The sequence below is a fragment of the Pacificibacter sp. genome (genome assembly GCF_039769035.1).
Lineage (GTDB): Bacteria > Pseudomonadota > Alphaproteobacteria > Rhodobacterales > Rhodobacteraceae > Celeribacter.
On the sequence record NZ_JBDMZG010000081.1, the window covers coordinates 1 to 22,500 of the forward strand.

Annotated in this window: 24 protein-coding genes and 1 tRNA gene; 9 read left to right on the plus strand and 16 right to left on the minus strand. The window is 54.0% G+C overall.

The genetic code is table 11. The annotated features are described in order from the left end of the window. On the minus strand, positions 1-540 hold a 540-nt coding region (locus ABF287_RS07650), incomplete at its 3' end, for a MoxR family ATPase (RefSeq protein ID WP_347184416.1). A gap of 264 nt (positions 541-804) precedes the next feature. Here ABF287_RS07650 and ABF287_RS07655 point away from each other — a divergent pair. Both ABF287_RS07655 and ABF287_RS07660 read left to right on the plus strand, forming a co-directional pair. Next, positions 805-1,365, plus strand: coding sequence for a fasciclin domain-containing protein (locus ABF287_RS07655; RefSeq protein WP_347184417.1), 561 nt, complete (start codon positions 805-807; stop codon positions 1,363-1,365). Between the two features lie 129 nt (positions 1,366-1,494). Further along, positions 1,495-2,472 carry a DUF808 domain-containing protein gene (locus ABF287_RS07660; RefSeq protein ID WP_347184418.1) on the plus strand — a complete coding sequence of 326 codons (978 nt, stop codon included), beginning with the start codon at positions 1,495-1,497 and terminating at the stop codon, positions 2,470-2,472. 84 nt (positions 2,473-2,556) lie between these two features. Here the strand turns inward: ABF287_RS07660 and ABF287_RS07665 are convergent, their stop codons facing one another. Then, positions 2,557-3,195, minus strand: a complete 639-nt coding sequence (locus ABF287_RS07665; protein WP_347184419.1) for a DnaJ domain-containing protein — start codon at positions 3,193-3,195, stop codon at positions 2,557-2,559. A 74-nt stretch (positions 3,196-3,269) separates the two neighbouring features. Between ABF287_RS07665 and ABF287_RS07670 the strand changes: the two genes are divergently transcribed. Continuing rightward, complete coding sequence (locus ABF287_RS07670) at positions 3,270-3,527, plus strand: BolA family protein (RefSeq protein ID WP_347184420.1); 258 nt, start codon at positions 3,270-3,272, stop codon at positions 3,525-3,527. A gap of 6 nt (positions 3,528-3,533) precedes the next feature. On the opposite strand, the gene ABF287_RS07675 is transcribed toward ABF287_RS07670, so the two are convergent. The 4 genes from ABF287_RS07675 to ABF287_RS07690 form a co-directional block, all read right to left on the minus strand. Continuing rightward, positions 3,534-3,950 (minus strand): hypothetical protein, encoded by a 417-nt coding sequence (locus ABF287_RS07675; protein ID WP_347184421.1) that lies wholly within the window; start codon positions 3,948-3,950, stop codon positions 3,534-3,536. Between the two features lie 179 nt (positions 3,951-4,129). Then, positions 4,130-5,644, minus strand: a complete 1,515-nt coding sequence (gene gatB / locus ABF287_RS07680) for an Asp-tRNA(Asn)/Glu-tRNA(Gln) amidotransferase subunit GatB (RefSeq protein WP_347184422.1) — start codon at positions 5,642-5,644, stop codon at positions 4,130-4,132. Between the two features lie 108 nt (positions 5,645-5,752). Continuing rightward, positions 5,753-6,979: an FAD-dependent monooxygenase gene (locus ABF287_RS07685; protein ID WP_347184423.1), complete on the minus strand. Its 1,227-nt coding sequence runs from the start codon at positions 6,977-6,979 to the stop codon at positions 5,753-5,755. 97 nt (positions 6,980-7,076) lie between these two features. Beyond that, positions 7,077-7,739, minus strand: a complete 663-nt coding sequence (locus ABF287_RS07690; RefSeq protein ID WP_347184424.1) for a pyrimidine 5'-nucleotidase — start codon at positions 7,737-7,739, stop codon at positions 7,077-7,079. A gap of 113 nt (positions 7,740-7,852) precedes the next feature. On the opposite strand from ABF287_RS07690, the gene ABF287_RS07695 reads away from it, so the two are divergent. Further along, complete coding sequence (locus tag ABF287_RS07695; protein WP_347184425.1) at positions 7,853-8,533, plus strand: GntR family transcriptional regulator; 681 nt, start codon at positions 7,853-7,855, stop codon at positions 8,531-8,533. A gap of 57 nt (positions 8,534-8,590) precedes the next feature. Here the strand turns inward: ABF287_RS07695 and ABF287_RS07700 are convergent, their stop codons facing one another. Continuing rightward, complete coding sequence (locus tag ABF287_RS07700; RefSeq protein WP_347184426.1) at positions 8,591-11,008, minus strand: glycosyltransferase family 2 protein; 2,418 nt, start codon at positions 11,006-11,008, stop codon at positions 8,591-8,593. A 165-nt stretch (positions 11,009-11,173) separates the two neighbouring features. Further along, positions 11,174-12,337: a glutamine-hydrolyzing carbamoyl-phosphate synthase small subunit gene (gene carA, locus ABF287_RS07705; protein WP_347184427.1), complete on the minus strand. Its 1,164-nt coding sequence runs from the start codon at positions 12,335-12,337 to the stop codon at positions 11,174-11,176. A gap of 200 nt (positions 12,338-12,537) precedes the next feature. Here carA and ABF287_RS07710 point away from each other — a divergent pair, with 200 nt between their 5' ends. Continuing rightward, positions 12,538-12,996 (plus strand): GatB/YqeY domain-containing protein, encoded by a 459-nt coding sequence (locus ABF287_RS07710; protein WP_347184428.1) that lies wholly within the window; start codon positions 12,538-12,540, stop codon positions 12,994-12,996. Between the two features lie 104 nt (positions 12,997-13,100). Here the strand turns inward: ABF287_RS07710 and ABF287_RS07715 are convergent, their stop codons facing one another. From ABF287_RS07715 to ABF287_RS07735, 5 genes are all read right to left on the minus strand, one after another. Continuing rightward, the gene (locus ABF287_RS07715) at positions 13,101-13,673 is read right to left on the minus strand and encodes a DUF2244 domain-containing protein (RefSeq protein ID WP_347184429.1); all 573 of its coding nucleotides are present in this window, start codon (positions 13,671-13,673) and stop codon (positions 13,101-13,103) included. Between the two features lie 80 nt (positions 13,674-13,753). Then, entirely contained in the window at positions 13,754-14,188 is a 435-nt protein-coding gene (locus tag ABF287_RS07720; RefSeq protein ID WP_347184430.1) for a VOC family protein, read from the minus strand. Position 14,189: 1 nt separating this feature from the next. Further along, complete coding sequence (locus tag ABF287_RS07725) at positions 14,190-14,879, minus strand: DUF4336 domain-containing protein (RefSeq protein ID WP_347184431.1); 690 nt, start codon at positions 14,877-14,879, stop codon at positions 14,190-14,192. A gap of 114 nt (positions 14,880-14,993) precedes the next feature. After that, the gene (locus ABF287_RS07730) at positions 14,994-16,682 is read right to left on the minus strand and encodes a cytochrome c oxidase subunit 1 (protein ID WP_347184432.1); all 1,689 of its coding nucleotides are present in this window, start codon (positions 16,680-16,682) and stop codon (positions 14,994-14,996) included. Between the two features lie 159 nt (positions 16,683-16,841). Further along, positions 16,842-17,429, minus strand: coding sequence for a hypothetical protein (locus ABF287_RS07735; protein WP_347184433.1), 588 nt, complete (start codon positions 17,427-17,429; stop codon positions 16,842-16,844). A gap of 77 nt (positions 17,430-17,506) precedes the next feature. On the opposite strand from ABF287_RS07735, the gene ABF287_RS07740 reads away from it, so the two are divergent. Beyond that, positions 17,507-18,085 carry a Crp/Fnr family transcriptional regulator gene (locus tag ABF287_RS07740; protein WP_347184434.1) on the plus strand — a complete coding sequence of 193 codons (579 nt, stop codon included), beginning with the start codon at positions 17,507-17,509 and terminating at the stop codon, positions 18,083-18,085. Between the two features lie 47 nt (positions 18,086-18,132). Here ABF287_RS07740 and ABF287_RS07745 read toward each other — a convergent pair whose 3' ends face one another. From ABF287_RS07745 to ABF287_RS07755, 3 genes are all read right to left on the minus strand, one after another. Beyond that, on the minus strand, positions 18,133-18,579 hold the full coding sequence (locus tag ABF287_RS07745) for a c-type cytochrome (protein ID WP_347184435.1): 447 nt from the start codon (positions 18,577-18,579) through the stop codon (positions 18,133-18,135). A gap of 105 nt (positions 18,580-18,684) precedes the next feature. Continuing rightward, a complete protein-coding gene (lipB, locus tag ABF287_RS07750; protein WP_347184436.1) occupies positions 18,685-19,338 on the minus strand; it encodes a lipoyl(octanoyl) transferase LipB in 654 nt (217 codons plus the stop codon). 6 nt (positions 19,339-19,344) lie between these two features. Then, positions 19,345-20,139 carry a LytTR family DNA-binding domain-containing protein gene (locus ABF287_RS07755; RefSeq protein WP_347184437.1) on the minus strand — a complete coding sequence of 265 codons (795 nt, stop codon included), beginning with the start codon at positions 20,137-20,139 and terminating at the stop codon, positions 19,345-19,347. A 129-nt stretch (positions 20,140-20,268) separates the two neighbouring features. On the opposite strand from ABF287_RS07755, the gene ABF287_RS07760 reads away from it, so the two are divergent. The 3 genes from ABF287_RS07760 to ABF287_RS07770 form a co-directional block, all read left to right on the plus strand. Next, positions 20,269-20,796: a DUF2306 domain-containing protein gene (locus ABF287_RS07760; RefSeq protein WP_347184438.1), complete on the plus strand. Its 528-nt coding sequence runs from the start codon at positions 20,269-20,271 to the stop codon at positions 20,794-20,796. Positions 20,797-20,971: 175 nt separating this feature from the next. Beyond that, a tRNA-Leu gene (locus tag ABF287_RS07765) sits at positions 20,972-21,058 on the plus strand. A 415-nt stretch (positions 21,059-21,473) separates the two neighbouring features. Then, the coding region (locus tag ABF287_RS07770; RefSeq protein ID WP_347184439.1) for a TonB-dependent receptor plug domain-containing protein at positions 21,474-22,500 on the plus strand (1,027 nt) is incomplete at its 3' end.

The window sequence follows — 22,500 nt, forward strand, 5'->3', positions numbered from 1 at the left end:
CGCAGTGGCGAACAGGCGGAAGTTCGGGTTCGGTGTGATGATTTCGTTTTGGTCGAGCAACGTCAGTTTGCCGTCATGTTCCAAAACGCGCTGGATCACAAACATCACGTCTGCGCGGCCGGCATCGTATTCATCAAACACAATCGCCACAGGATTACGAAGCGCCCAAGGCAGGATGCCTTCGTGGAATTCAGTGACTTGTTTGCCATCACGCAGTTTGATCGCGTCTTTACCGATCAAATCAATCCGAGAGATATGACTGTCGAGGTTCACACGCACGGATGGCCATTTTAGGCGCGCAGCCACTTGTTCGATGTGGGTGGATTTACCCGTGCCGTGGTAGCCTTGGATCATCACGCGGCGGTTGTGCGAAAATCCCGCCAAAATCGCCATCGTGGTGTCAGGGTCAAATTTGTAAGTGCTGTCAATTTCGGGCACGCGGTCTGTTGCTTCGCCAAACCCTTTGACGGTCATGTCCGTGTCGATGCCGAAAACATCGCGGACTGAAATCATTTCGGTGGGATTTGCGTTCGCATCCATGGTGTGGCCCGTTCTAATAGCTGTTGTCTCTTAAGTGCCTTCTTGCCCGTTTAAGGCGAAGGGTGCAAGGGGGGCAAACGGTATCGATGGAGATGTAAAAGTTTGCGCACATACGTGTTTGTATTGGCCTTTGGATCACTTGCGCGCCTCAATTCAATGTGACCGCAATGTGATGAAACTGGGTGGTCCAAGGTGCGCGCGGCTCCGTAATCTGTTTAACCTCGCCAAGACGGACGAGGGTTTGACACCCAACGGAGACACATCATGAAACGTTCCCTTATCCTATCCTCTGTCGCAGCCACTTTGATCGCTGGCGCTTCCTTTGCTGACGGCCATGGCAAGCACACTATGGTGGGCGGCGCTGAAATGCTCGACACAAAGAACATCGTCGAAAACGCAGTTGAATCTGCTGATCACACAACGCTTGTCGCAGCCGTCACGGCAGCCGGATTGGTCGACACATTGGCCTCTGAGGGTCCATTTACAGTGTTTGCCCCAGTAAATGATGCCTTTGCAGCCTTGCCAGCAGGCACGGTCGAGACGCTCTTGAAGCCTGAGAACAAAGACCAACTGACCAAAATTCTCACATGTCATGTTGTGGGCGCGGAAGTGATGTCTGAAGCGCTTGTGGGCATGATCGCTGACGCTGGCGGTTCTTTCGACATCGCGACTGTAGGTGGCTGTACGCTCAAAGGTTCAGTTATGGACGGCATGGTAAAAATCACGGATGAAAACGGCGGCGTGGCCACTGTGACCATCGCTGACGCCAAGCAATCCAACGGCGTGATCCATGTGATCGACGCGGTGCTGTTGCCTGCAATGTAAATCTCTTCTCCTGATCCCTCCAAAGGCGTCCCTTACGGGGCGCCTTTTTTGTGGCTTTATGGGACGAGTATTTGCCTCTTGCATCACGGGCCTCTACATATGTGGCAACACTAGTATGAGGACGAATGAATGAGCGGTTTACTGGCACTTTTGGATGATGTTGCGGGAATTGCCAAAGTGGCAGCTGCAAATGTGGATGATATCGCGACGCAGGCCTTGAAAGCCTCTTCCAAGGCCGCGGGTGCGGTGATCGACGATGCTGCTGTGACGCCGAAATATTTGCAAGGCTTTCAGCCCGCTCGTGAGTTGCCGATTGTTGGCAAAATCGCATGGGGGTCGATCAAGAATAAGCTGATCATCTTGTTGCCTGCCGCGTTGCTGCTGTCCACGTTTGCGCCATGGCTGATCATGCCGTTGTTGATGATTGGTGGCGCCTATTTGTGCTTTGAGGGTGCAGAGAAGGTCTATCACCTGTTCCGTCCCCATGCGCATTATGCCGACGGCCACATCGACGGCGATGGCGACCCGACGCATTTGGAAGAATCCAAAGTGGCGGGTGCTGTGAAAACCGATTTCATTTTGTCTGCTGAAATCATGACCATCATTCTGTCGGGCATCGACCCTGATGGATCGATCTGGTTCAAAGCGGGCGCGCTTGGTTTGGCGGGTATCTTTATCACGGTCGCGGTTTACGGCGCTGTGGCTTTGATTGTGAAAGCCGACGATGTTGGTCTGTGGCTGGCGCGTGTTGGCCGATTGTCCGTGACGCGTGCTCTTGGGCGCGGCGTGGTGAAATTCATGCCATACTTGATGAAAGCTTTGATGATTATCGGCACCGCCGCGATGATTTGGGTGGGTGGCTCGATCATTATTCATGGCATGCACGAACTTGGCATGCATCATCCGTATGTTGAAATCCATCACTTGGCCGAAATTGCCAGCCACGCGATGCCCAAAGCACCTGGCTTCGCGGCCTGGGCGATGACGGCTTTGGCGGATGGCATCTTGGGCTTGATTTTGGGTCTGATTTTGATCCCCATCGTCACCTATGTGATCGACCCTGCCATCCGCGCCGTCACAGGCAAAAAGGGCGGGGCGTCACACTAACGCGCCTGATCGTCGATAGGTATATGAACGTAAAAAGGCCGCTCCATACGGGGCGGCCTTTCGTGTTTTCGATCTGCAGCTTGTTTACTTAAAGAAACGGCTTTCTTTGACTTGATCCCATGCCCAAACAACTTGTTGCAGTTGCTCTTCTTGTGATCTGTCGCCACCGTTGACGTCTGGGTGCAAGATTTTGATCAAACTGCGGTACTGCTTTTTGATCTCTGCCTTGGTCCAGTGGTCTTTCACTTCCAGAATTTCAATCGCTTGACGCTCAAGCGGCGGCAGTTTGCGGGTGGAGGCACCCGGATCTGAACGCCCTGGATTTTGCGTCGCGTTTTCACCCAGCACCTGATGTGGGTCATCCACGCCAAGACGCGCCCATGCCCGTTCTTCGCTGGTGACTTTGCGGCCAAACGGCTTTGTGGGACGTTCGCCTGTTTCAGATGCTTTTTGCTGTTCGTCCATTTCTTCGGGGGTCGCATTGTCGAAGAAATTCCATTTCAGGTTATAGGCCCGAACATGCTCTTTGCAGAACCATTTGAATTCATCCAAATGATCGGGGGAACGCGGCGCACGGTACTGGCCGGATTCTGAACACCCATCGTGTTCACACTGTCTTTGAGACGTTTCAAACGCACCAGACATGCCGCGGCGCCCGCCACGGCGTTTCTTTTTGTCCTTCGCTGCGGATATATCGAAACCAAAGGGATCGTCTTTTTGCATGTCTCTTAACCTTTTAGACTCAGGCAAAAGACTTTAGACGAATTAGAGAAATATGAAAGAGGGATTGACCAAAAATGTCGATTGCAGATGAGATGAAATCACGTTTGAACGCCGCCTTTTCGCCGACGGCGCTCGAGGTGGTGGACGACTCCGCCTCGCACGCGGGCCATTCTGGCAATCCGGGTGGGGATGGCGAGACCCATTTCAACGTGATGATCCGCTCCGCAGCCTTTGCGGGGCAGTCGCGCGTGGCGCGTCACCGCGCGGTGCACAAGGCGCTTGGCGATATCGTGCCGCGCATTCATGCGCTGGCGCTTGATTTAGACGTCTAAGCGGCGCTACGGGCGCTGTGCGACCAAGGGTTTTGGTGCTTCGTCATCAGCGTCCGCTGCGTCTTCGTCACTTTGCGCGTCAAGGGCGGCTTGCTGTGCGATTTGCGCCTCTTCTTCGGCTGCGATCGCATCTGCATCGTCTTGCACGAAAGTGCCAAAGCCAGGAAGATCTTCGGCGGGAACGTCAATGCGCGAGGGGCGGCGGAACACAAACACGGTGTGGTACGTAATCTTTTTGGACGTCAGGCCAGAGCGCTCCTGCAAGGGCACCACATCAGAGCGGACATAGTCCCAACCGTCCGCGCCCAATGCGTTCAGACTGGTTTCCATGGCCAGCGCAATACGGCCTTCGGGTGTTTTGATGCCCTTGGCTTTCTCGCCCTTGATCGGGGCAGGAATCACACGGTACTCGTAGGATGACATAGGTAGCTCCATTGATGGCTGTCTTGCGCGCGACCATAAAAGACCAAATCCCGCAAGAAAAGGATTACGTTTGGTGATGTCCGTACTGTGGCGTTTACGAAACGCCAAACAAATTCGCATGCGACAAACAAAAACGGGGCAGCCATTGGCCACCCCGTTTCTTTATTTCGAATTTGGTCTTACAGACCGAGCTTTTGTTTGACCAAATCGCTCACCGCCGCGGGGTTGGCTTTGCCGCCAGAGGCTTTCATCACTTGGCCGACAAAGAACCCAACGAGTTTGGGGTTCTGTTTGGCTTTTTCCACTTGCGCAGGGTTGGCTGCGATCACTTCGTCCACGGCAGCCTCGATGGCGCCCATATCTGTGACCTGCTTCATGCCACGTTCTTCAACGATCTGCGCAGGGTCGCCGCCTTCGGTGTAGACGATTTCGAACAGTTCTTTTGCGATCTTGCCAGAGATGTCGCCTGACTTGATCAGCTTGACCACACCACCGAGTTGTTCAGCAGAAACAGGGCTGGTTGAAATGTCTTTGTCGTCCTTTTTGAGACGGCCAAACAATTCGTTGATCACCCAGTTGGCGGCCAACTTGCCATCAGTGCCTGCGGCCACGTTTTCAAAGAAGGCCGCATTTGTTGTGTCCGCTGTCAAAACGGAAGCGTCATATTCGGACAGGCCAAACTCGTTGACAAAGCGTGCTTTTTTCTCGTCAGGCAATTCAGGCAAAGACGCTTTGATGTCGTCGACCCAAGCTTGCTCAATTTCCAAAGGCAACAGATCAGGATCAGGGAAGTAGCGGTAGTCATGTGCTTCTTCTTTAGAGCGCATAGAACGGGTTTCGTTCTTGTCTGCGTCATAAAGGCGTGTTTCCTGCTTGATCTCGCCACCGTCTTCGATGATGGCGATTTGACGGCGCGCTTCCACGTCGATGGCCATTTGGATGAAACGGGTGGAGTTCATGTTTTTGAGCTCACAACGCGTACCCAAGTGGCTGAAATCACCGGTTTCTGCGAATTTTTCGTACTGACCAACGCGGCAGACAGAAACGTTCACATCCGCACGCATAGAGCCGTTTTGCATGTTGCCATCACAAGTGCCCAAGTAGCGCAAGATTTGACGCAGCTTCAAAACATATGCCGCCGCTTCTTCAGGGCCACGAATGTCAGGGAAGGACACGATTTCCATCAAGGCCACACCGGTGCGGTTGAGGTCCACGAAAGACATCGTTGGGTCCATGTCGTGAATGGATTTGCCCGCGTCTTGTTCCAAGTGAATGCGCTCAATTCGCACTTTGCGTGCCACACCAGGTTCCATGTCGACCAAGACTTCGCCGTTGCCCACAATCGGATGGTATAGCTGTGAAATCTGGTAGCCTTGCGGCAAATCTGGGTAGAAGTAGTTCTTGCGGTCAAAAGCAGAGAACAGGTTGATCTTAGCCTTCAGGCCAAGGCCCGTGCGCACAGCTTGCTCAACACAGTATTCGTTGATCACAGGCAACATGCCAGGCATGGCGCTGTCAACGAAGGCTACGTTTGAGTTTGGCTCGCTGCCGAACTCAGTGGACGCGCCAGAGAAAAGCTTTGCGTTGCTTTGCACTTGCGCGTGAATTTCAAGGCCGATGACCAGTTCCCAGTCGTCTTTCATGCCCGCAATCACTTTGGGCTTTGGGCTTGTGTATTGAATGGTGTCAAGCATGACGCGGGCTCCGATAAATCTGGTTTAAGCGCGTTCTAAGATAGTGCCGCGCGCGGGGCAAGGCCTATGGCCATCCGAGCGCGTCGGGCAGGGGTGTTTATTTGGCCTTTAAAGCGGTCCAAGTCCCGCTCGCATCACACCCATGCGCACAGGTTTGATGTCGTGCACGGCTTTCAGTCCCAACAATCTGACCGATTGCAATAGGCCGTCTTCGGCGCGCACCACGCGGTTGAACAGGTCGACAGCTTTCGCGCGCGCCGTAATATCGCGGTGACGTGTGCGCGCATATGTGTCGAGCATCGCGGCGTTGCCAATGTCGTGTGTGTTGGCTTCACAAAGCTCCAGCAGCGCAGCCAAATCATTCAGCGACGTGTTCAAACCCTGCGCGCCAATCGGGGGCAAAACATGTGCGGCTTCAGCGATAAGCGCAAGGCGTTGCCCGCTCAACTGATCCGCCACTTGGGTGATGATCGGGAAAACGCCGCGCTGCGACGCCAACTCCATATTGCCGTACAATTCAGCCGAGCGGTCAGTCATCTCTGCGTTGAATGCGTCGATGTCCATGTTCAAAAGATCGATCGCTTTCGGGCCTTTGTTCATCCAAACAATGGCGGACGCCGGACGCCCGTCGATGTCCGCAAGCGGTACCATGGTGAAGGGGCCGCCATCGCGGTAAATTTCTGTCGACACGTTGCCATGCGGCAAGCTGTGAAAGGCGGTGAAGGCCAAAGATTTCTGGCCATAACGCGTGGTGGACACGCCGATGCCAGCAGCCTCGCGCACCGCAGAATTGCGCCCATCTGCGGCGACAACCAGTTTTGCCTCGACCTGAGTACCGTCGCTGAGCGTTACAATAGCCGACCCAGTCCGTGTCAGCATGGATTTGAACCCCACGCCGTATCGCGTCTCGGCCAATGCAATGCTGGGCAAAATATCGACCAATGCGCGCCGCATGTGCCAGTTGAGAAAATTCCACCCAAAAGGTTCGTCCGCCGTTTCACGCCCCTCAAACTGACGTTCGCTGCGCAGCAATGGCCCATCATCTGAGGGGACAGTGTCTACGATGCGCAGCCCTTCAAGCGGTGTTGCATGGGGGGCAAGCCGATCCCAAATGCCAATCTTTTCAAACAGATCGCGCGCGGGGCGCAAGAACGCTGTTGAGCGCAAATCACTGCCAACGTCATCGCCAACCGTGACAGGGGGCACGGGGTCAATCATCAAGGTTTTGAACCCCGAGGCGCCAAAGGCCGCCGCAGCAATCATGCCCGCGATGCCGCCGCCAACCACAAGAATGTCGACAGTTTCGCGCGTGGCTTTGGGGGCGTGTTGGGTCATGTCTTGGCTCCTTGATGCAGCGCGGGGGCGTGGCCCCGCTCAGATCGCTGGGCAAGTGATAGGCCCAACGCCTGTCCAGTTCAAGCGACAGGCTGTCTCAGGTGGATGCAGGCGCGATGCGGGTCAAGAAATCGGCCAAATCATCGGTGTGATGATGCACGAAAGGTGCCTCATGCGCGTCTTTGAGCGGGGCAACGTGCACAGTCTTCATGCCCAAATTGTGCGGCACTTCCAAATTGCGCGGATCATCTTCGAACATCGCAGCCTCTGGTGGGTGAATGCCATCTTGCGACAAAATCTCGGTATAGGCCTGCGCGCTTGGCTTTGGATGGTATTTCGCGTGTTCGACACCGTAAACGGCATCAAACAGACCAGACAGTCCACGCGCGGTCAAAACCTCTTCGGCATAGGGGGCAGACCCATTGGTAAAGACAATCTTACGCCCGTTCAGCGATTGAATAGCATCGCGCAGCGCTAAGTCAGGCGACAATACCGAAAAGTCGATATCATGCACGTATTCCAGATAGGGTTCTGGATCGGTGCCGTGCAATTGCATCAGACCTGACAAGGTCGTGCCATGTTCGATCCAATATTGCTGACGCAATTTGCTGGCGTGGGATTTCGACACCCCAAGCTCATTGGACACCCAGTCCGTCATCCGCACTTCGATCTGTGGAAACAGCGACGTGGACGGCGGATAAAGCGTGTTGTCGAGATCAAAGATCCACGACCGCACATGTGAGAACTGTTTTTGTACCATAGTTCTTTGTTAGGGGCGGCGTTTCGATCACACAAGGGCTTACATCACGTCTTAACGCTTGAACCCGTACGAATGCACCGCTTATGGTCTTGCGTAACCAACGAGGAACTTCGATGAGCGACGCGCACACAACACAAAAATCTGGTCAGTCGTCTGGGCAACCGGGCGGCCAAAAAGACGCCTATGCGATGATTCTCGATGCGATCGATACGGGCATCTATCGTCCTGGGGATCGTTTGGTCGAAAGTGAATTGGCCGAACGTTTTGGTGTGTCTCGCACGCCTATCCGCGAAGCTTTGCAGCGGTTGGAAACACAATCCATGCTGACGCGCGATGGGCGGTCTTTGATCGTTGCCTCGCTCGATCACAATCAGATGGCAGATCTCTACGTTGTGCGCACTGAACTGGAAGGCCTCGCTGCGCGTTTGGCAGCACGCCACGCCACGCCCGAAGAAATTCGCGTGCTGCGCGACATGGTGGATGAAGATCGCGTGCTGATCGACGATCCCGACGCCTTGTCACGTGCGAACCGCAGGTTTCACAAGCAAATCCACTTGGCATCTCATAACCGCTACTTGGTCAAACAACTCGACCTTGTGCACCGCTCCATGGCGCTGTTGGCGACCACCTCTTTGGCCGCCGAAGGGCGAGGGTCTGAGGCCATCAGCGAACACGATCAAATCGTTTCTGCGATCGAGGCCGGTGACGGGGATGCCGCGGATGCTGCCTTGAGTGAACACATCTCGAAAGCCTTTGTGACGAGGTTGAAAATAGACGCAGAAACAGACCGTTAAGGGCGTTTCTTTCGTCAAAATATTAACGTAGAATTCTATTTTAAGATGGCCTGTGCGCTAAGGTGTTTGACCGTCAAGGTCGATCCTAAGTGTAGGTGTCAAAAGCAAAGGAAGCGCTTTGGCGTTTTGCTCCATCGCGGGCGAAAACTCTAGCGGCGCAAAGTCCGGCAAATCCAGTCCAAAGGTCAACTGACGCTGTCCAAGCTGCCTACGCCGCATGGGCGCGTTTGAGATGTCGAACGCTGCGGATGGTTCCGAAAACCCGTGTGCCTGTGGGCTGTGGTGTTGCTCGGTCCGGTTTGATCCGGTGAGGATCAAGGGCAAGTCACCGGCATTCGGGCGCAAGTCTTGCGTGAGAGCCAAAGACGTATCGCTTTGTAAATGCGTCTCAGAATGCACTGTTTGCGCCGGCTTAACGGCTTGCAACACATGCCTGAAAATGCGGGATACAGGTGCTACTTTTGGCGTGTCTTGAGTGGCGAACTCGTCGATTTGAGGTGCCTCAACTTCACTCAAACCATGTGCGGTTTTATCCCAATAGTACGGCCGCGTGATCACTTCCCACAGTCCCTTGATCGCGGCAAGCGTTCCAAGCGGATAGTAGAAGTGCAACGTCGGCACCCACTTCCACATGCCTTTGTGTTTCGGCGTTGAGGTGGCCAACATGCCGATGGCGACTGTAATCACCTCAGACATCAAAAAGAGGGCCCCCAAAGCCAGAAACGTTCCGTTGGGAACAAAGTCCTGCAGAGGGTGGTGCAGCCCAAGGGGCATGGACCAGAATGTCCACAAAAGCGGCGCCAATACGAAATTGGACAAGGTGCCAAAGAACAGGGCCTGAACTCCAAAGAATTTCCACCATCCCAAATCCGCCAAAAGCTTGCGTGGATTGCGCATGTGCACCGCCCATGTCATCGCATAGCCTTTGAGCCAGCGCGATCGCTGTTTGACCCATGGCCAAAAGCGACAATTGGCTTCTTCATCAGTGACGGTGCGGATCAACTCTGTGCGGTACCCATGACGCGCGAGGCGAATGCCCAGATCGGCATCTTCCGTCACATTGTGCGCATCCCACCCCCCAAGTTTTTCAATGGCTTCGCGGCGGAAAAACAAGGTTGTGCCGCCCAAGGGCACGACAAAGCCAAGGCGTTCATAACCTGGCAAAATAATGCGAAACCAAGAGGCGTATTCCACCGTAAAACAGCGCGCCAGCCAGTTGGCGCGTGCGTTGTAGAAGTCCAAAATGCCCTGCACACAAGCGACGTCCTTTGCGGCCTGAGAAAAGTGATGCGCCACTTTGTGGATTTGATTTGGTTCAGGCGCGTCCTCGGCGTCATAAATTCCGATGATGGATCCACGGCAAAAATCGAGCGCAAAATTCAAGGCGCGCGGTTTGGTTTTAACCCCGCCGCGCGGCACCACGATCATGCGCATCCAGCGCGGAAGATTTGTGCGCGCAACTGCTTCTTGCGTGATGATGTCATCTTCCTCAACCACCAAGCAAATATCCAATAGCTCTCTTGGATAGGTCAGTTTTGAAAGGCGCTTGATCAGACGCGCCGCAATTTCGCGTTCGTGAAACAATGGCACCATGACTGACACTGTAGGCAGCCTCTGTGCCTCTCTTTGCGTGCTAAAGGTGAGTTGTCGTTTTTGAGATCGCCGCGCTTGCGCAACGGCAGCCGCGAGCTTGAGTGCAGAGGTGATCACCAAAACCAAGATGGCCCAGCAGACCAACACCAAAAACATGGCATGGGGAAAAATAATCGTCGCTGCGATGAAAGCGACGCCAATCGCGGACATCACGCGCGTCAGACGCGAAATATCAAGTTCACGGCAACTTTCGTGGGCGGCCACACGCGTTTCAGCAGCCTTCGCAAGCGTACGTTGGCGCGATTGCAGCAAGGCCTCATGCAGCGTTGTTTCTGAGATCACTGCCATACGTACAGGGCCGAATAGGGCGGTTAAATGTGGACGCAGGTCTTCGAATTGCTCGGGGCGGCATGAAGCAATAAGCACCGTGTTGCCCACGCGCCGCCAAGGAAGCACACCGCGGCGCAGGCATTCGTCTGCGCCAAAAGCATCGACCAGACGTACATCGGCTGGGTGCGTGCCAAAATCCGCAACCACAGCGCCATATTGTTTGGCCAATGTGGCATAGAGGACGGTTTCATCAACCATGTTGTGGGACAACAAAATGTCGCCCATGCGTGCATCTTGGCGTTGGCGCATCGTCGCAGCCCGTGAGAGATCACTTTGCGATAGCGCGCCGATGTCGACCAGCATTTGCCCGATAGGCTTTTTCACCGCTTTGATGGGGTTTTGACCGCGAATGTATGCGTCGGCGGGCGCACTGGGTGACAGCAACGCCCCCGATGGATCTGATGCTTTTTGGCTTTTATCCCTCGCAGAGGGGGACTTAAATATGCTGTGCCGCAGCTGCACCATGTCGATCCGTGCCCCCAAGATACGCAAAGGATTTCGCGCCTTTGGTAGGATGGACCAATAGGGTTAATGCGGCGTTAACCCTAACCATTTTGGGGGAGGCGATATCGATTTTTCTAGAAAGCTTGCTTTGGGCCCTCAGAATAGAAAAAGCCGGCCCTATGAGCCGGCTTCCTCAAATTAATGTGCGCAGTCTTACGCAGTAACGCGCGCTGACATTGCATCGGCAAAGCGCTCGAACAGGTAGTAGCTGTCCATCGGGCCAGGGGATGCTTCAGGGTGGTATTGCACTGAAAACACTGGCTTGCCTTCGACTTTGATCCCACAGTTGGACCCATCGAATAGGGACACATGGGTTTCAACAACGCCACTTGGCAAGGATTGTGCGTCAACTGCGAAGCCGTGGTTCATCGAGGTGATTTCAACTTTGCCTGTGTCTTTGTCTTTCACAGGGTGGTTCGCACCGTGGTGACCGTGGTTCATTTTGATGGTCTTGGCACCAAGCGCCAAAGCCAACATTTGGTGACCAAGGCAGATACCAAAGACGGGCAGATCAGCAGCAAGAACTTCTTTGATCATCGGAACAGCGTAAACGCCAGTTGCCGCAGGATCGCCTGGGCCGTTTGACAAGAACACACCATCAGGTTGGTGCGCGAGGACCTCTTCGGCGGTGCTTGTCGCTGGCAAAACAGTTACGTCACAGCCTGCAGAGGCCAAGCAGCGCAGGATGTTGCGTTTTGCGCCAAAGTCGATGGCGACAACTTTAAAGCCTTTGCTGTCACGTTTTGGGAAGCCATCAGGCCAAGCCCAACGCATTTCGTCCCAGACGTAAGATTGTGCGCAGGTAACGTCCTTTGCCAAATCCGCACCTTCAAGACCGTTGAAGTCGCGCGCCATTTGAACCAAAGCGGCGATGTCAAAGTTGCCCTCAGGATCGTGAGACATGGCAACATGTGGGGCGCCTTGTTGACGGATTGCGCGGGTGAGGCGACGCGTGTCGATGCCACCCATGCCGATGCGGCCGCGATTTGCCAACCATGGGCCCAGTTCGTCTTCGGTGCGCCAGTTCGATGGATCTGTAGGATCCCATTTGACCACGATGCCTGCGGCGACGGGATCAGATGTTTCGTCATCTTCGTCGTTCACACCAGTGTTGCCGATGTGCGGGAAGGTGAATGTGACGACCTGGCCTGCGTATGACGGGTCTGTCATGATTTCTTGATAGCCAGTCATGGCGGTATTGAAGCACAGCTCGGCAGTTGTGGTGCCGGTGGCGCCAAATCCTTTACCGTAAAAAACGGTGCCGTCCGCAAGCGCCAAGCAAGCTGTCGGTTTCGCAGATGAGTTTGCGGTGGTCATGGCACGACTCCCCTTAAAAGGCCCAAAATTGTCGGGAAACTAAGGAAAGCAGCGAGGGGCGTCAAGCAGGTGTTGCGATTTTCTGTGTAGTTTCTGTTTTCTTTATTTTTCAATAACTTACAAGGGGTGCTAAGTTGTTGTTAATTGTCAATCTTTTGAGTAGTGTGAGGACTTGCAATGGCTCAAGGAACGAGACACCAATGGATATGCGTACGCGGCTCTCGGCCGCTTTGAAAACTGCGATGAAAGACAAAGATGCACCACGCCTTTCAACGCTCCGCTTGATCAGTGCTGCTATCAAAGACCGCGATATTACACTGCGTGGCGAAGGCAACGACGCCGGCGTATCAGATGCCGATGTCCTTGGTATTCTTGAGAAAATGGTCAAACAGCGCAAAGAAAGTGCACGCGCTTTTGACGAAGGCGGTCGTTTGGAAATGGCGGAAAAAGAACGTGCTGAGATCCTTGTAATTTCTGATTTCTTGCCGCGCCAGTTGAACGATGAAGAGGTTTCTCAGGCCATCGACGATGCGATTTCCGCCTCTGGCGCTGAGTCGATCCGCGATATGGGCAAGGTTATGGGCGCGCTGAAAAGCAAATATACTGGCCAGATTGATTTCGGCGCAGTTGGTCCACGTGTGAAAGAAAAATTGGCCTAACTGCACATTTGTTGCATTTAGGGGCGCTTTGCGCAGCAACTGAACATTTTTGAAAAGGCTGTCGTGTAAACGTCAGCCTTTTTGCTTGCCTGCGTTTTGATCTTTCACGGGGCTTTGGTGCGGGATCCCGCAGGCGTAGAGCTTGCCGATTTGAGTTGACCAAGAACAAAGGCAAGATCGTCACGCAACGCCTCGCGCTCTTCGGGCGACAAAAAGGATGCCAGCTCCACGGCACGTCCATTGTCCGCGGCGCTGCTGCTCAGGGTAAGATATTGTTCAACAGGGCCGCCCGCCGCGCGCAGATGCAGCTTGATCCAATAGGGATTGGCGCTCCACTGTTTCAACGTCCCTTTGGTGGACCAATGCGACAGTTCCACTTTGTCGGGCCAAATCCGCATCTCTTCGCGCAAGTGTACCCGATCTGACCACCGCAGCGCTGTCCAAAGCGCGCCCAAGGTCAGCAATAGTCCAACCAAGAGTACCCAGAAAGCCGCCGTGCCGATGAAGGCAAGAACCGGAAGGCAACCCGCCACGAACAGCAGCCAAATGGCCGCCTTAAAGCCGGTGTTCGGCATCGAGCGGTGAGGCCATATGTCCAAGCGTATGAGCGGCTCGGAAGTGTCGTGACGCGGCTGTGTGCGCACATGCCGATGATCGGGCGTCCATCTATAGGGCATCGTGTTCTTTGGTTGTTGCAGTTTGCGTTAGGCTACCGTGATGATGTGTCACGGCAAAGAGGCGAAGGGTCGCAGTGCGATCAGGTTGGGCGGATCGAGCGTGTTCCGAGATCCTGAAACAGGCGGATTAAGTAGCCATCAGGATCGGCCACCACGAATTGACGGTTGCCAACCTCAAGGGCGTCTTTGCGATACCATTTGTCTTCAAGCGCGAGGTAAATCGGATATTGCGCGGCGGTCAGTCGGGTGAAGGCGGGCGCGACTGCAGGCACTTCGATTTGAAGATTCATGCCGCGTCCGAAAGGATACGCGTCTGGCAAATGCCCGTCATCAAATGTCCGGCCGGTGCCAATCTGATCGATCATCACGTGCGCGTCCCCCATGGTGAGCATGGCAAAGCCTTCCTCGGGGCGCTCGTAGGCCACTGCAAATCCCAACAGGTCGCAGTAGAACCTCTTTGATGCTTGCCAGTCTGTGACGGCGAGTTCAGGGATCAGACTGGTGGACTGCGCCATTTTAGACCTTGAGCCATTTGAAGGCGCGTTGAAGAAAAGATTGCGCATCTCGTGTTACGGGTGTCCCATGCGCCATAAGAACCGCTTGGGCTGGCCAATTCAAAACAGGCGCGAGAGATAGGCGCGCTGCTTTTTTGTCGCGAAACGCGGCACGGAACTTGCGTGGAACGGTGGGCTCTGGTTGAACCATGAGGTCCAGTTTCGCGACCCAAGCGCGCCACCCCTTGTGCCAACCTTTCGGAAATTGCTGCAACAGATCGGCGAACAAAACTGTACCGCTCGCGCGATGGAAAAATACGACTTCAGTCGCAATGGTATTCCCGCGAATGATGCTGTGTTCGAAGGCATCTGCCCATTCGCTCGGAAGCATGTCGGTGATTTCAAACGCGAAGCTAAGGTCGTCACGTTTGCTCATAAGGTTTGGAGCGGCGCAAAGTGCTGCATCGGGATAGGCCTGCGCCCATGCACCCATGCTGAGATGGTGAAGCGAATTCGGTGAGACTATAAATTTGACAGGCCCAAGCGCATCGATCTGTTCACGCATTTCGGCGTCAATCGGTACTGGTGACCAAACAAAGAGATTGTCGCTAGGGAGTTTGATCACCGCCATACGCGTTGGGTACTTAAAGCCCAAAGTGGAAACAGTCGGGCCATCGGAGATCCATATATCTTGTGCGAAGGGCATGAGCATAAGTGCGGGTCCTCTTGGAGGCTGTGTTTATGACGTTTAGTTAAAATCAGTCAGCGCCAAAAGAAAAGGCCCCGCAGATGAACTGCGGGGCCTTTCGTTTAGATCAGAGCGGGATTAGTGCGCGTTGCCTTTGTCCCAGTCTTCTTGCTTTGGCAAGATTTCGAATGTGTGCTCAGGTGGTGGGCACGGCAAAGTCCATTCGAGTGTATCTGCGTATTCGTTCCAGTAGTTGTTCTCGGTGACGCGTTTGCCCCATTTGAGGGAGTAAACCACGATGCCGATGAAGAACAAGAAGGACGCGAAGGACAAGAATGCACCGTAAGAGGACACTTTGTTCCAAAGCGCGAAGGCTTCTGGGTAGTCGATGTAACGACGTGGCATACCTTGGCGACCCAAGAAGTGTTGTGGGAAGAAGGTCAAGTTCGCGCCGATGAACATCATCCAGAAGTGAACATGTGCTGCCCATTCTGGGTAGTGACGACCAGACATTTTACCGAAGTAAAAGTAGATGCCTGCGAAGATCGTAAAGACCGCACCCAAGGACATCACGTAGTGGAAGTGTGCCACAACGTAGTAAGTATCGTGGTACGCACGGTCGACGCCCGCTTGGGACAATACGATGCCTGTCACGCCGCCAAGTGTGAAGAGGAACAAGAAACCAAAGGCCCAAACCATAGGTGCTTTGAATTCGATAGAACCGCCCCACATGGTCGCGATCCATGAGAAGATTTTCACCCCAGTTGGAACCGCGATAACCATTGTGGCCATCATGAAGTAGGTTTGCTGGCTCAGTGACATGCCGACTGTGTACATGTGGTGTGCCCACACAACGAAGCCCAAGCCGCCGATTGCGATCAAAGCCCAAACCATCGGCAGGTAGCCAAACACTGGTTTGCGAGAGAATGTCGCGATGATGTGAGAGATGATGCCGAAGCCAGGCAAGATGATGATGTACACTTCTGGGTGTCCGAAGAACCACAGGATGTGTTGGTACAAGATCGGGTCGCCGCCGCCGCCAGGCTGGAAGAAGGACGTGCCAAAGTTACGGTCTGTCAGCAACATGGTGATCGCGCCCGCCAGAACCGGCAAAGACAAAAGGATCAACCAAGAGGTCACAAAGATGGACCATGCAAACAAAGGCACCTTGAACAAAGTCATGCCCGGTGTGCGCATGTTCATGAATGTCGTGATCATGTTGATCGCGCCAAGGATGGATGAGGCACCAGAAACGTGGACCGCAAAGATCGCAAGATCCATGGAGTAGCCTGCTTCAGAGGTAGACAATGGCGGGTACAGAACCCAACCAACGCCGGAACCAGCTTGGCCGTTACCGCCCGGTGCAAACAAGGACGCAACGCCCAAAGCAACACCACAAACATACATCCAGAAGGAGAGGTTGTTCAAACGTGGGAAGGCCATGTCCGGAGCACCGATTTGCAACGGCATAAAGTAGTTACCAAAGCCGCCGAAGAGCGCTGGGATAACCACGAAGAACATCATCAAAACACCGTGGTAGGTGATCATAACGTTCCAAAGGTGTCCGTTTGGTGCCGCACATTCTTCGCCACCTGAGAACAAGCGCGCCGCAGCTTCGCCTGCCTCGTTGAGACACATGTACTGTACACCTGGGTCCATGAGCTCAAGGCGCATGTAAACTGTCAGGGCAACTGAAATAAAGCCCACCACCGCAGCGGTGAAAAGGTAAAGGATGCCGATATCCTTGTGGTTCGTTGACATGAACCAGCGCGTAAAGAAACTGCGGTTGTCTTCATGTTCGTGGCCGTGAATGGCTGCGTCTGCCATGCGGTCCTCCCGATTTATGCGTTTGTATGCGTTCACCCGCGCAAAAGACAAAGAGAGTCTCCGCGCGGAATTGCCTACGGTCTTAAAGGCAATAATTCGCTGGGGCAATGTGTCAACGCGCCCCAATGCATGAAAAATTGCCGCACGTGGGTTGAAAATTCATCGCTGTTGCCAGGAAATGGGCTTGAAATCATGGAACGTGGCCTTTGCAATGCTGAAAATCACCAAAACAGTGACGGTTCCAAGCGAAAAGGTTGTTGCAAGCGACTTGACGCGTGTTGCTGTGCTGGCCGCTGTGACCAGAAACGATGAAATCGCATCGGGCTCTATCAGAATCGCCGCGATCAAGATGTTTTCAATATAGTCAAAGCCTGCGGCGGTGATCGCCACACAGGCTGCCACCTTGCACAAGAGTACGCGGCGAGAATGCCCGTTTGCTTTTGCCCGATCGCTGAATCTGCGCAGGGTCAAAACGGATGCCACCGCCAAAGCCATTGGGTAAAACGTATCCAGGACAAGTTGCTGATACATATAAATATCTCGCCCACGCTGCCCAAGTGCGTTCATCAAGTCGCGCGCATCGTCAAATGAATACCCCATGGGCCGCAAGTCAAACGGCGGTACGGCCGCGAGGTCCGTCAGGGTGCGCAGGGGGCCAAACATCATGAGGCCATAAAGGGTTAGGGCGAGGGCCCACCACATATAGATGTTGCTGAATCTGCGGGTTCTGGTCAAAGCTGTGATCATAAGAGTGCTCCATTGCTGTTTTGTCGATGTATTGCAGCAAGGCAGGGCCGGTTCATTATCATCGGATAAGACGTCACATGAATTTCGCAGATTTTTTCCAGTCTTCAGATTTCCCGATCGGCATGCTGGACAAGGCTGATGCGCAAATCTTTTCGGAAGCCTGTCGCCCTTTGTCTTTGGCAAAAGGAAACTGCGCTGCTCAGCAGGGATTTCCAGATGACGCTGAACTTATCTTGATGTCTGGACAGATCGTGAGCCACGTCAGTGATTCCGATGGTCGTCAGGTTTGTGTCGATTTGTTCTTGGGGCCTTGCGTGATCACCCCGCATGTGGCGCGCAGTGCTGACGGGACGTCGTTGGTGACACTCGAAGTGACCAAAGATGCTGAACTCATGCAAATCCCGCGCAACACTTTGGAAGGGCTCATGGTCGAATCAAGCACCATTCGCGCGTGGGGCAATGATGTTTTGCGCCAAACCTTGACGCGTAAGGCTGCTCGAGAATGGTGCCTGTGTGCGCTGCGGGGCAAAGAGCGGCTGGCGTGGTTTCGCGACACCTATGTTGGGTATGAGGCACAGTTCGGACACAAACATATTGCGTCGTTCTTGGGGCTGACCCCCGTCAGCCTCAGCAGGTTGCGCGCGGATACAACGTAAAACGCCGCCCAAAGGGGCGGCGCCAAACAAACAAGTGGTGAGATGACTTATTCTGTTTTCGCAGCGTCATCCGCAGGCATGTCTTCAACCACAGGCCCAACAGATGCCAAGTAGGCCACAACGTCTGTCGCGTCTTTCAATTTGAAAGACATTTTTGATTTTGCCGCTGTATCAAGCTGAGCGCTCAAGAATTTTTTGGGATCTTTTGTGTATTCAATCAAAAGCTCTTCAGTCCAAACGAACCCAGTTGCCCCCAAGGCAACAATATCTTTGCCGTATTTGGTAAAGTCTTCTTGCGCACCAGCTGCACGACCGACAACGCCGTAAAGGTTCGGACCGGTTTTGCCACCTTTGAAAATCACGTCGTCACCGTTTGCGATGGTGTGACATGCTTTGCACTTTTTAAAATCTGTCTCGCCTTTGGCAGCATCGCCAGCATAGGCGGATGTTGCGGCCATAAAAGCAGCGGCAGTGAAAACGAAGAATTTGGTCATGGAAGTCTCCAACATGAGTCGTTTCGAGTTAAGATAAACATAGCGCTTTACGAATAAGTTGCGAGTTCGCGATTGTCGCAGGGCAATCGGCACGCAATTTACTGCCTAATCTTGTGCGAAAACATTTTCAAAGGCGCGTTTTAAAGCGATGTCCACATCGTCCATCGTCACGGGCAGGCCCAAATCCACCAAAGATGTGACACCGTATTCTGTAATGCCGCAGGGCACGATGCCGTCAAAATGGCTCAGGTCTGGCTCAACGTTGATAGACAACCCGTGAAACGACACCCATTTGCGAATGCGCAACCCAATGGCCGCCACTTTGTCTTCGGCCTTCTTGCCCGTCACGGTCAGGGGCTTGTCGTCGCGCTCAACCCAAACGCCCACGCGCCCTTCGCGAATTTCACCTTTGACATTGAATTCGGCCAAAGCCGCGATCACCCATTCTTCCATGGTCTGAACAAACTTGCGCACATCTTTGCCGCGTTTGTTCAGGTCCAACATCGCGTAGGCCACGCGCTGTCCCGGACCGTGATACGTATATTGTCCACCGCGCCTTGTGTCATAGACTGGAAAGCGATCCGGTTCGACCAAATCGTCAATCTTCGCAGACGTGCCCGCCGTATAAAGAGGAGGGTGCTCGACCAACCAGATCAATTCATCAGCCTCGCCGCGTGCAATTGCATCAGCGCGCGCTTCCATCTCGGCCAGTGCCGTTTCGTAGTCGGTGAGCCCGTCAGATATTTTCCATTCAACCATCGCAACTCAGGGTAGGAACCCTGCCTCCTTGAGCTTAGGCACATAAGTGCGCGACACGGGAATGTCACGCCCATCTGAAGTTTTGATCACCGCTTTCGCGCCATCACGCGTCACCGATGCGATGTGATCCGTTGATACCCAATGCGAGCGATGCACTTGCAGACCATGGCCTGCCTCGCCAATCGCGTCGGCCAACCGCATCAGCAACATTTCCGTGCCTTTGGTGGTGGTGACATCAACATAGTGATCGTTCACAGACAGCGAGATCAACGCCCCGCGTTTGTCGAAGGGCAGGCGTTCGACGAGTTTGGGGTGGGCTGCAGTTTGGGGCGCGGCCTCTTGTGGTTGTGGCGCCTGCTTGTCTTTAAACGCTTGAACCGCCAGCGAGATCGCGACACTGACCACAACAGCCACAACAAGAACATTAAGCAAAAGGGGCAGGGCGTACCCCGCCTCAAGCGGCGAGATGCCAAACAGGCCTAAGTTGATCAAAAAGATCTCGGCGCAAATCACCACGCCGATCGCCAATCCCGTGAGGCCAGACATAAGTGGCGCCGGCAATCTGCTGCTCAGCCTGCACGATTGCACCAGTTCAGACACGAACGTTCCGCTGGCGAAGGTGATCTGCGACACCACCAGCCAATAGACAATACGTGGCACCAAACGCATGACGTCCTCGGTCCCAAATGGCCCCGCGATGCCCAGCACAATGGCCACAGCGCAGATCACCGTTTGGGTCAGCCGCAACGACATAACCTTTTGCGTTTCACGTATCGCCAAATGCAAAACCGTTGTTTTCACGGATTTCTGTGTCCTTTTGCGTAGCTTTTGTCGCGGGGCGCGGCCCCTTGGTTCAAACACAGATCATCCAAATCACAACCGTTTCCTTAGGGCAAGTTTCCCAGCTGACAATTTTACGGAGCACCGACCATGATCACCTTTGAACCCTTTTTGATCGCACCTCTCGCCATTCAAATTCACATCGTCGCTGCGGTGATTTCTATGGCTTTGGTGCCGCCCGTGTTGTGGCGTTTGCGCAGGGATAAATGGCACAAGGTCTTGGGCTATGTCTGGATCACGGCCATGGTCGTGACCGCCATGTCATCTTTGTGGATCTCAGAAATTAAAGTCATTGGCCGCTTCAGTCCCTTACATCTTTTGGCGGTGCTCAGCCTTGTCACTCTGTATTTGTCCATTCGATCTGTGACCAAAGGCGATATCCGAGGCCACCAACAAGCCTTGCGCAACTTGTCGACCTTTGGCTTGGGCATTCCTTCTGTATTGAATTTCCTGCCGGGACGTCGGATGTCTGATATGTTTTTCTCTGAAACCCCGATGCTGGGCCTTATCCTGTCTGGCAGCGTGATTGCGATGATCTTGTTTTGGCGCTCAGGTCTGCTGGCAAAAACGTTCAAATGGGTCGCATCGTCAAATCGAGATGCAGCTCAGATGCAGTAGGCCGTCAAGAATGTGCAAGCCTCATAGACCTGCCGCCAAAGCCTGTGCAACGCGTGCTACCACCGCGTGTTTCGCTTTGTGATCCTGCGGCAGAACTTTTTTCAATATTGCGCATTTTTGCCCTTTCCATCTATTCGCACCTTCGTTAGATACGCCCTCACCAAGTCAAGACAGTGCGGTCGTGGCGGAATTGGTAGACGCGCAGCGTTGAGGTCGCTGTGGGGTAACACCCGTGGAAGTTCGAGTCTTCTCGACCGCACCAACTACTCCCAAAATTTTGAGATAGTTTAGAAACGCCAGATATTTATCTGGCCGTTTGCGCTTGTTTCCTTCTGTTTGAGTTCGAAAGTATTTGCCTTGCGCCATGGCGCACTGGCGCGCGCTTTTGAAACCGCGATTGAAACAGCAGACTTGAACGTGTGCGGCCTTCGCTCCTGTTCCAAACCCATAAGCATATGAAGAAAAGTCTGTTTCGTGTGACACGGACCGTCGTGACGTCGTTGCGTCAATAAAGTTGAAAAAATAGCGTGCAGCCCTTTACATGACTAAAACAGTCAACTAATAGACTGCCATCGTTTGTCGCCATCCACACCCTTTGGTTCAGACAGCCCCGCAAGCGATTGAGGCACCACATTGCGTGCGCTCGATCTTGCAAATCTGATCCAAAGGACACTCAAATGGACAGCTTCCGTTCCTTCCCGCGTGGGGCGCACCCTCGCAGCACGGCCCTTCGTTCAACGCTCATCGGTGGCTCGTTCACAGCCGCATGCCTCGTTGGCCAAGCCTACGCCCAAGAGGCGACCGATCCCGTTATCGTCTTGCCAACTGTTGATGTTGAAACCACGGCCGAGCCTGAACCAGCCCCGAAACCCGCGCGCACAGCACGTCGCAGCGCCGCACCTGCAGCGCCGCAAGTTTGTACACCTGCTTTGGCGGGCACTCCTGTTTGTGCACCACAAGAAGCGGCAGCGGCCGCAGCCGAACAAGCCCGCGCCGCAGCCGCCTATGCCCAAGCCAAGGCCAGCGCAGGCAGCAACCCGAACGCAGATCCAGATGCGCCGTTCAAAGCAGACGGCTTGACCAACGCCAAACTTTCTGCCCCGATCAAAGACACGCCACGCACCGTCACAGCGATCACGCAAGAAACGATTGAGGCCACAGGCACCACTTCAATTCGCCAGCTTGCACGTTCCACACCGGGCATTTCCCTTGGCTTTGGCGAAGGCGGCAACTCTTTTGGCGACAACATCTACATCCGTGGTTTCAAAGCCAACAACGATGTCTATGTCGATGGCGTGCGCGATCCGGGTACTTCGATCCACGAGACATTCAACACCGAGCAAGTCGAAGTGATCAAAGGCCCAGCGGGCTCTGTTGGCGGACGTGGCACCACGGGCGGCACGCTGAACATTGCATCGAAAAAGCCACAAGAAATTGATTTTTACGAATTCACAACCAAGCTCACTGATGCGGGCACAAAACGCCAAACTGTTGATTTGAACTGGGGCGAAAACGAACGTCTGCAATTCCGTTTGAACGGCATGTTGCAAGACGGGTCTACGGCGGGCCGCGATGAAGCTTATGATGATCGCTCAGGTGTGTCTGCGTCCGTGCGTTACAAAGCTGCACCGAATGTGACGTTTGAAGGCGATCTCAGCCATACGAAAATTGAGCAAATGCCAGACTGGGGTGTGCCATTTATCA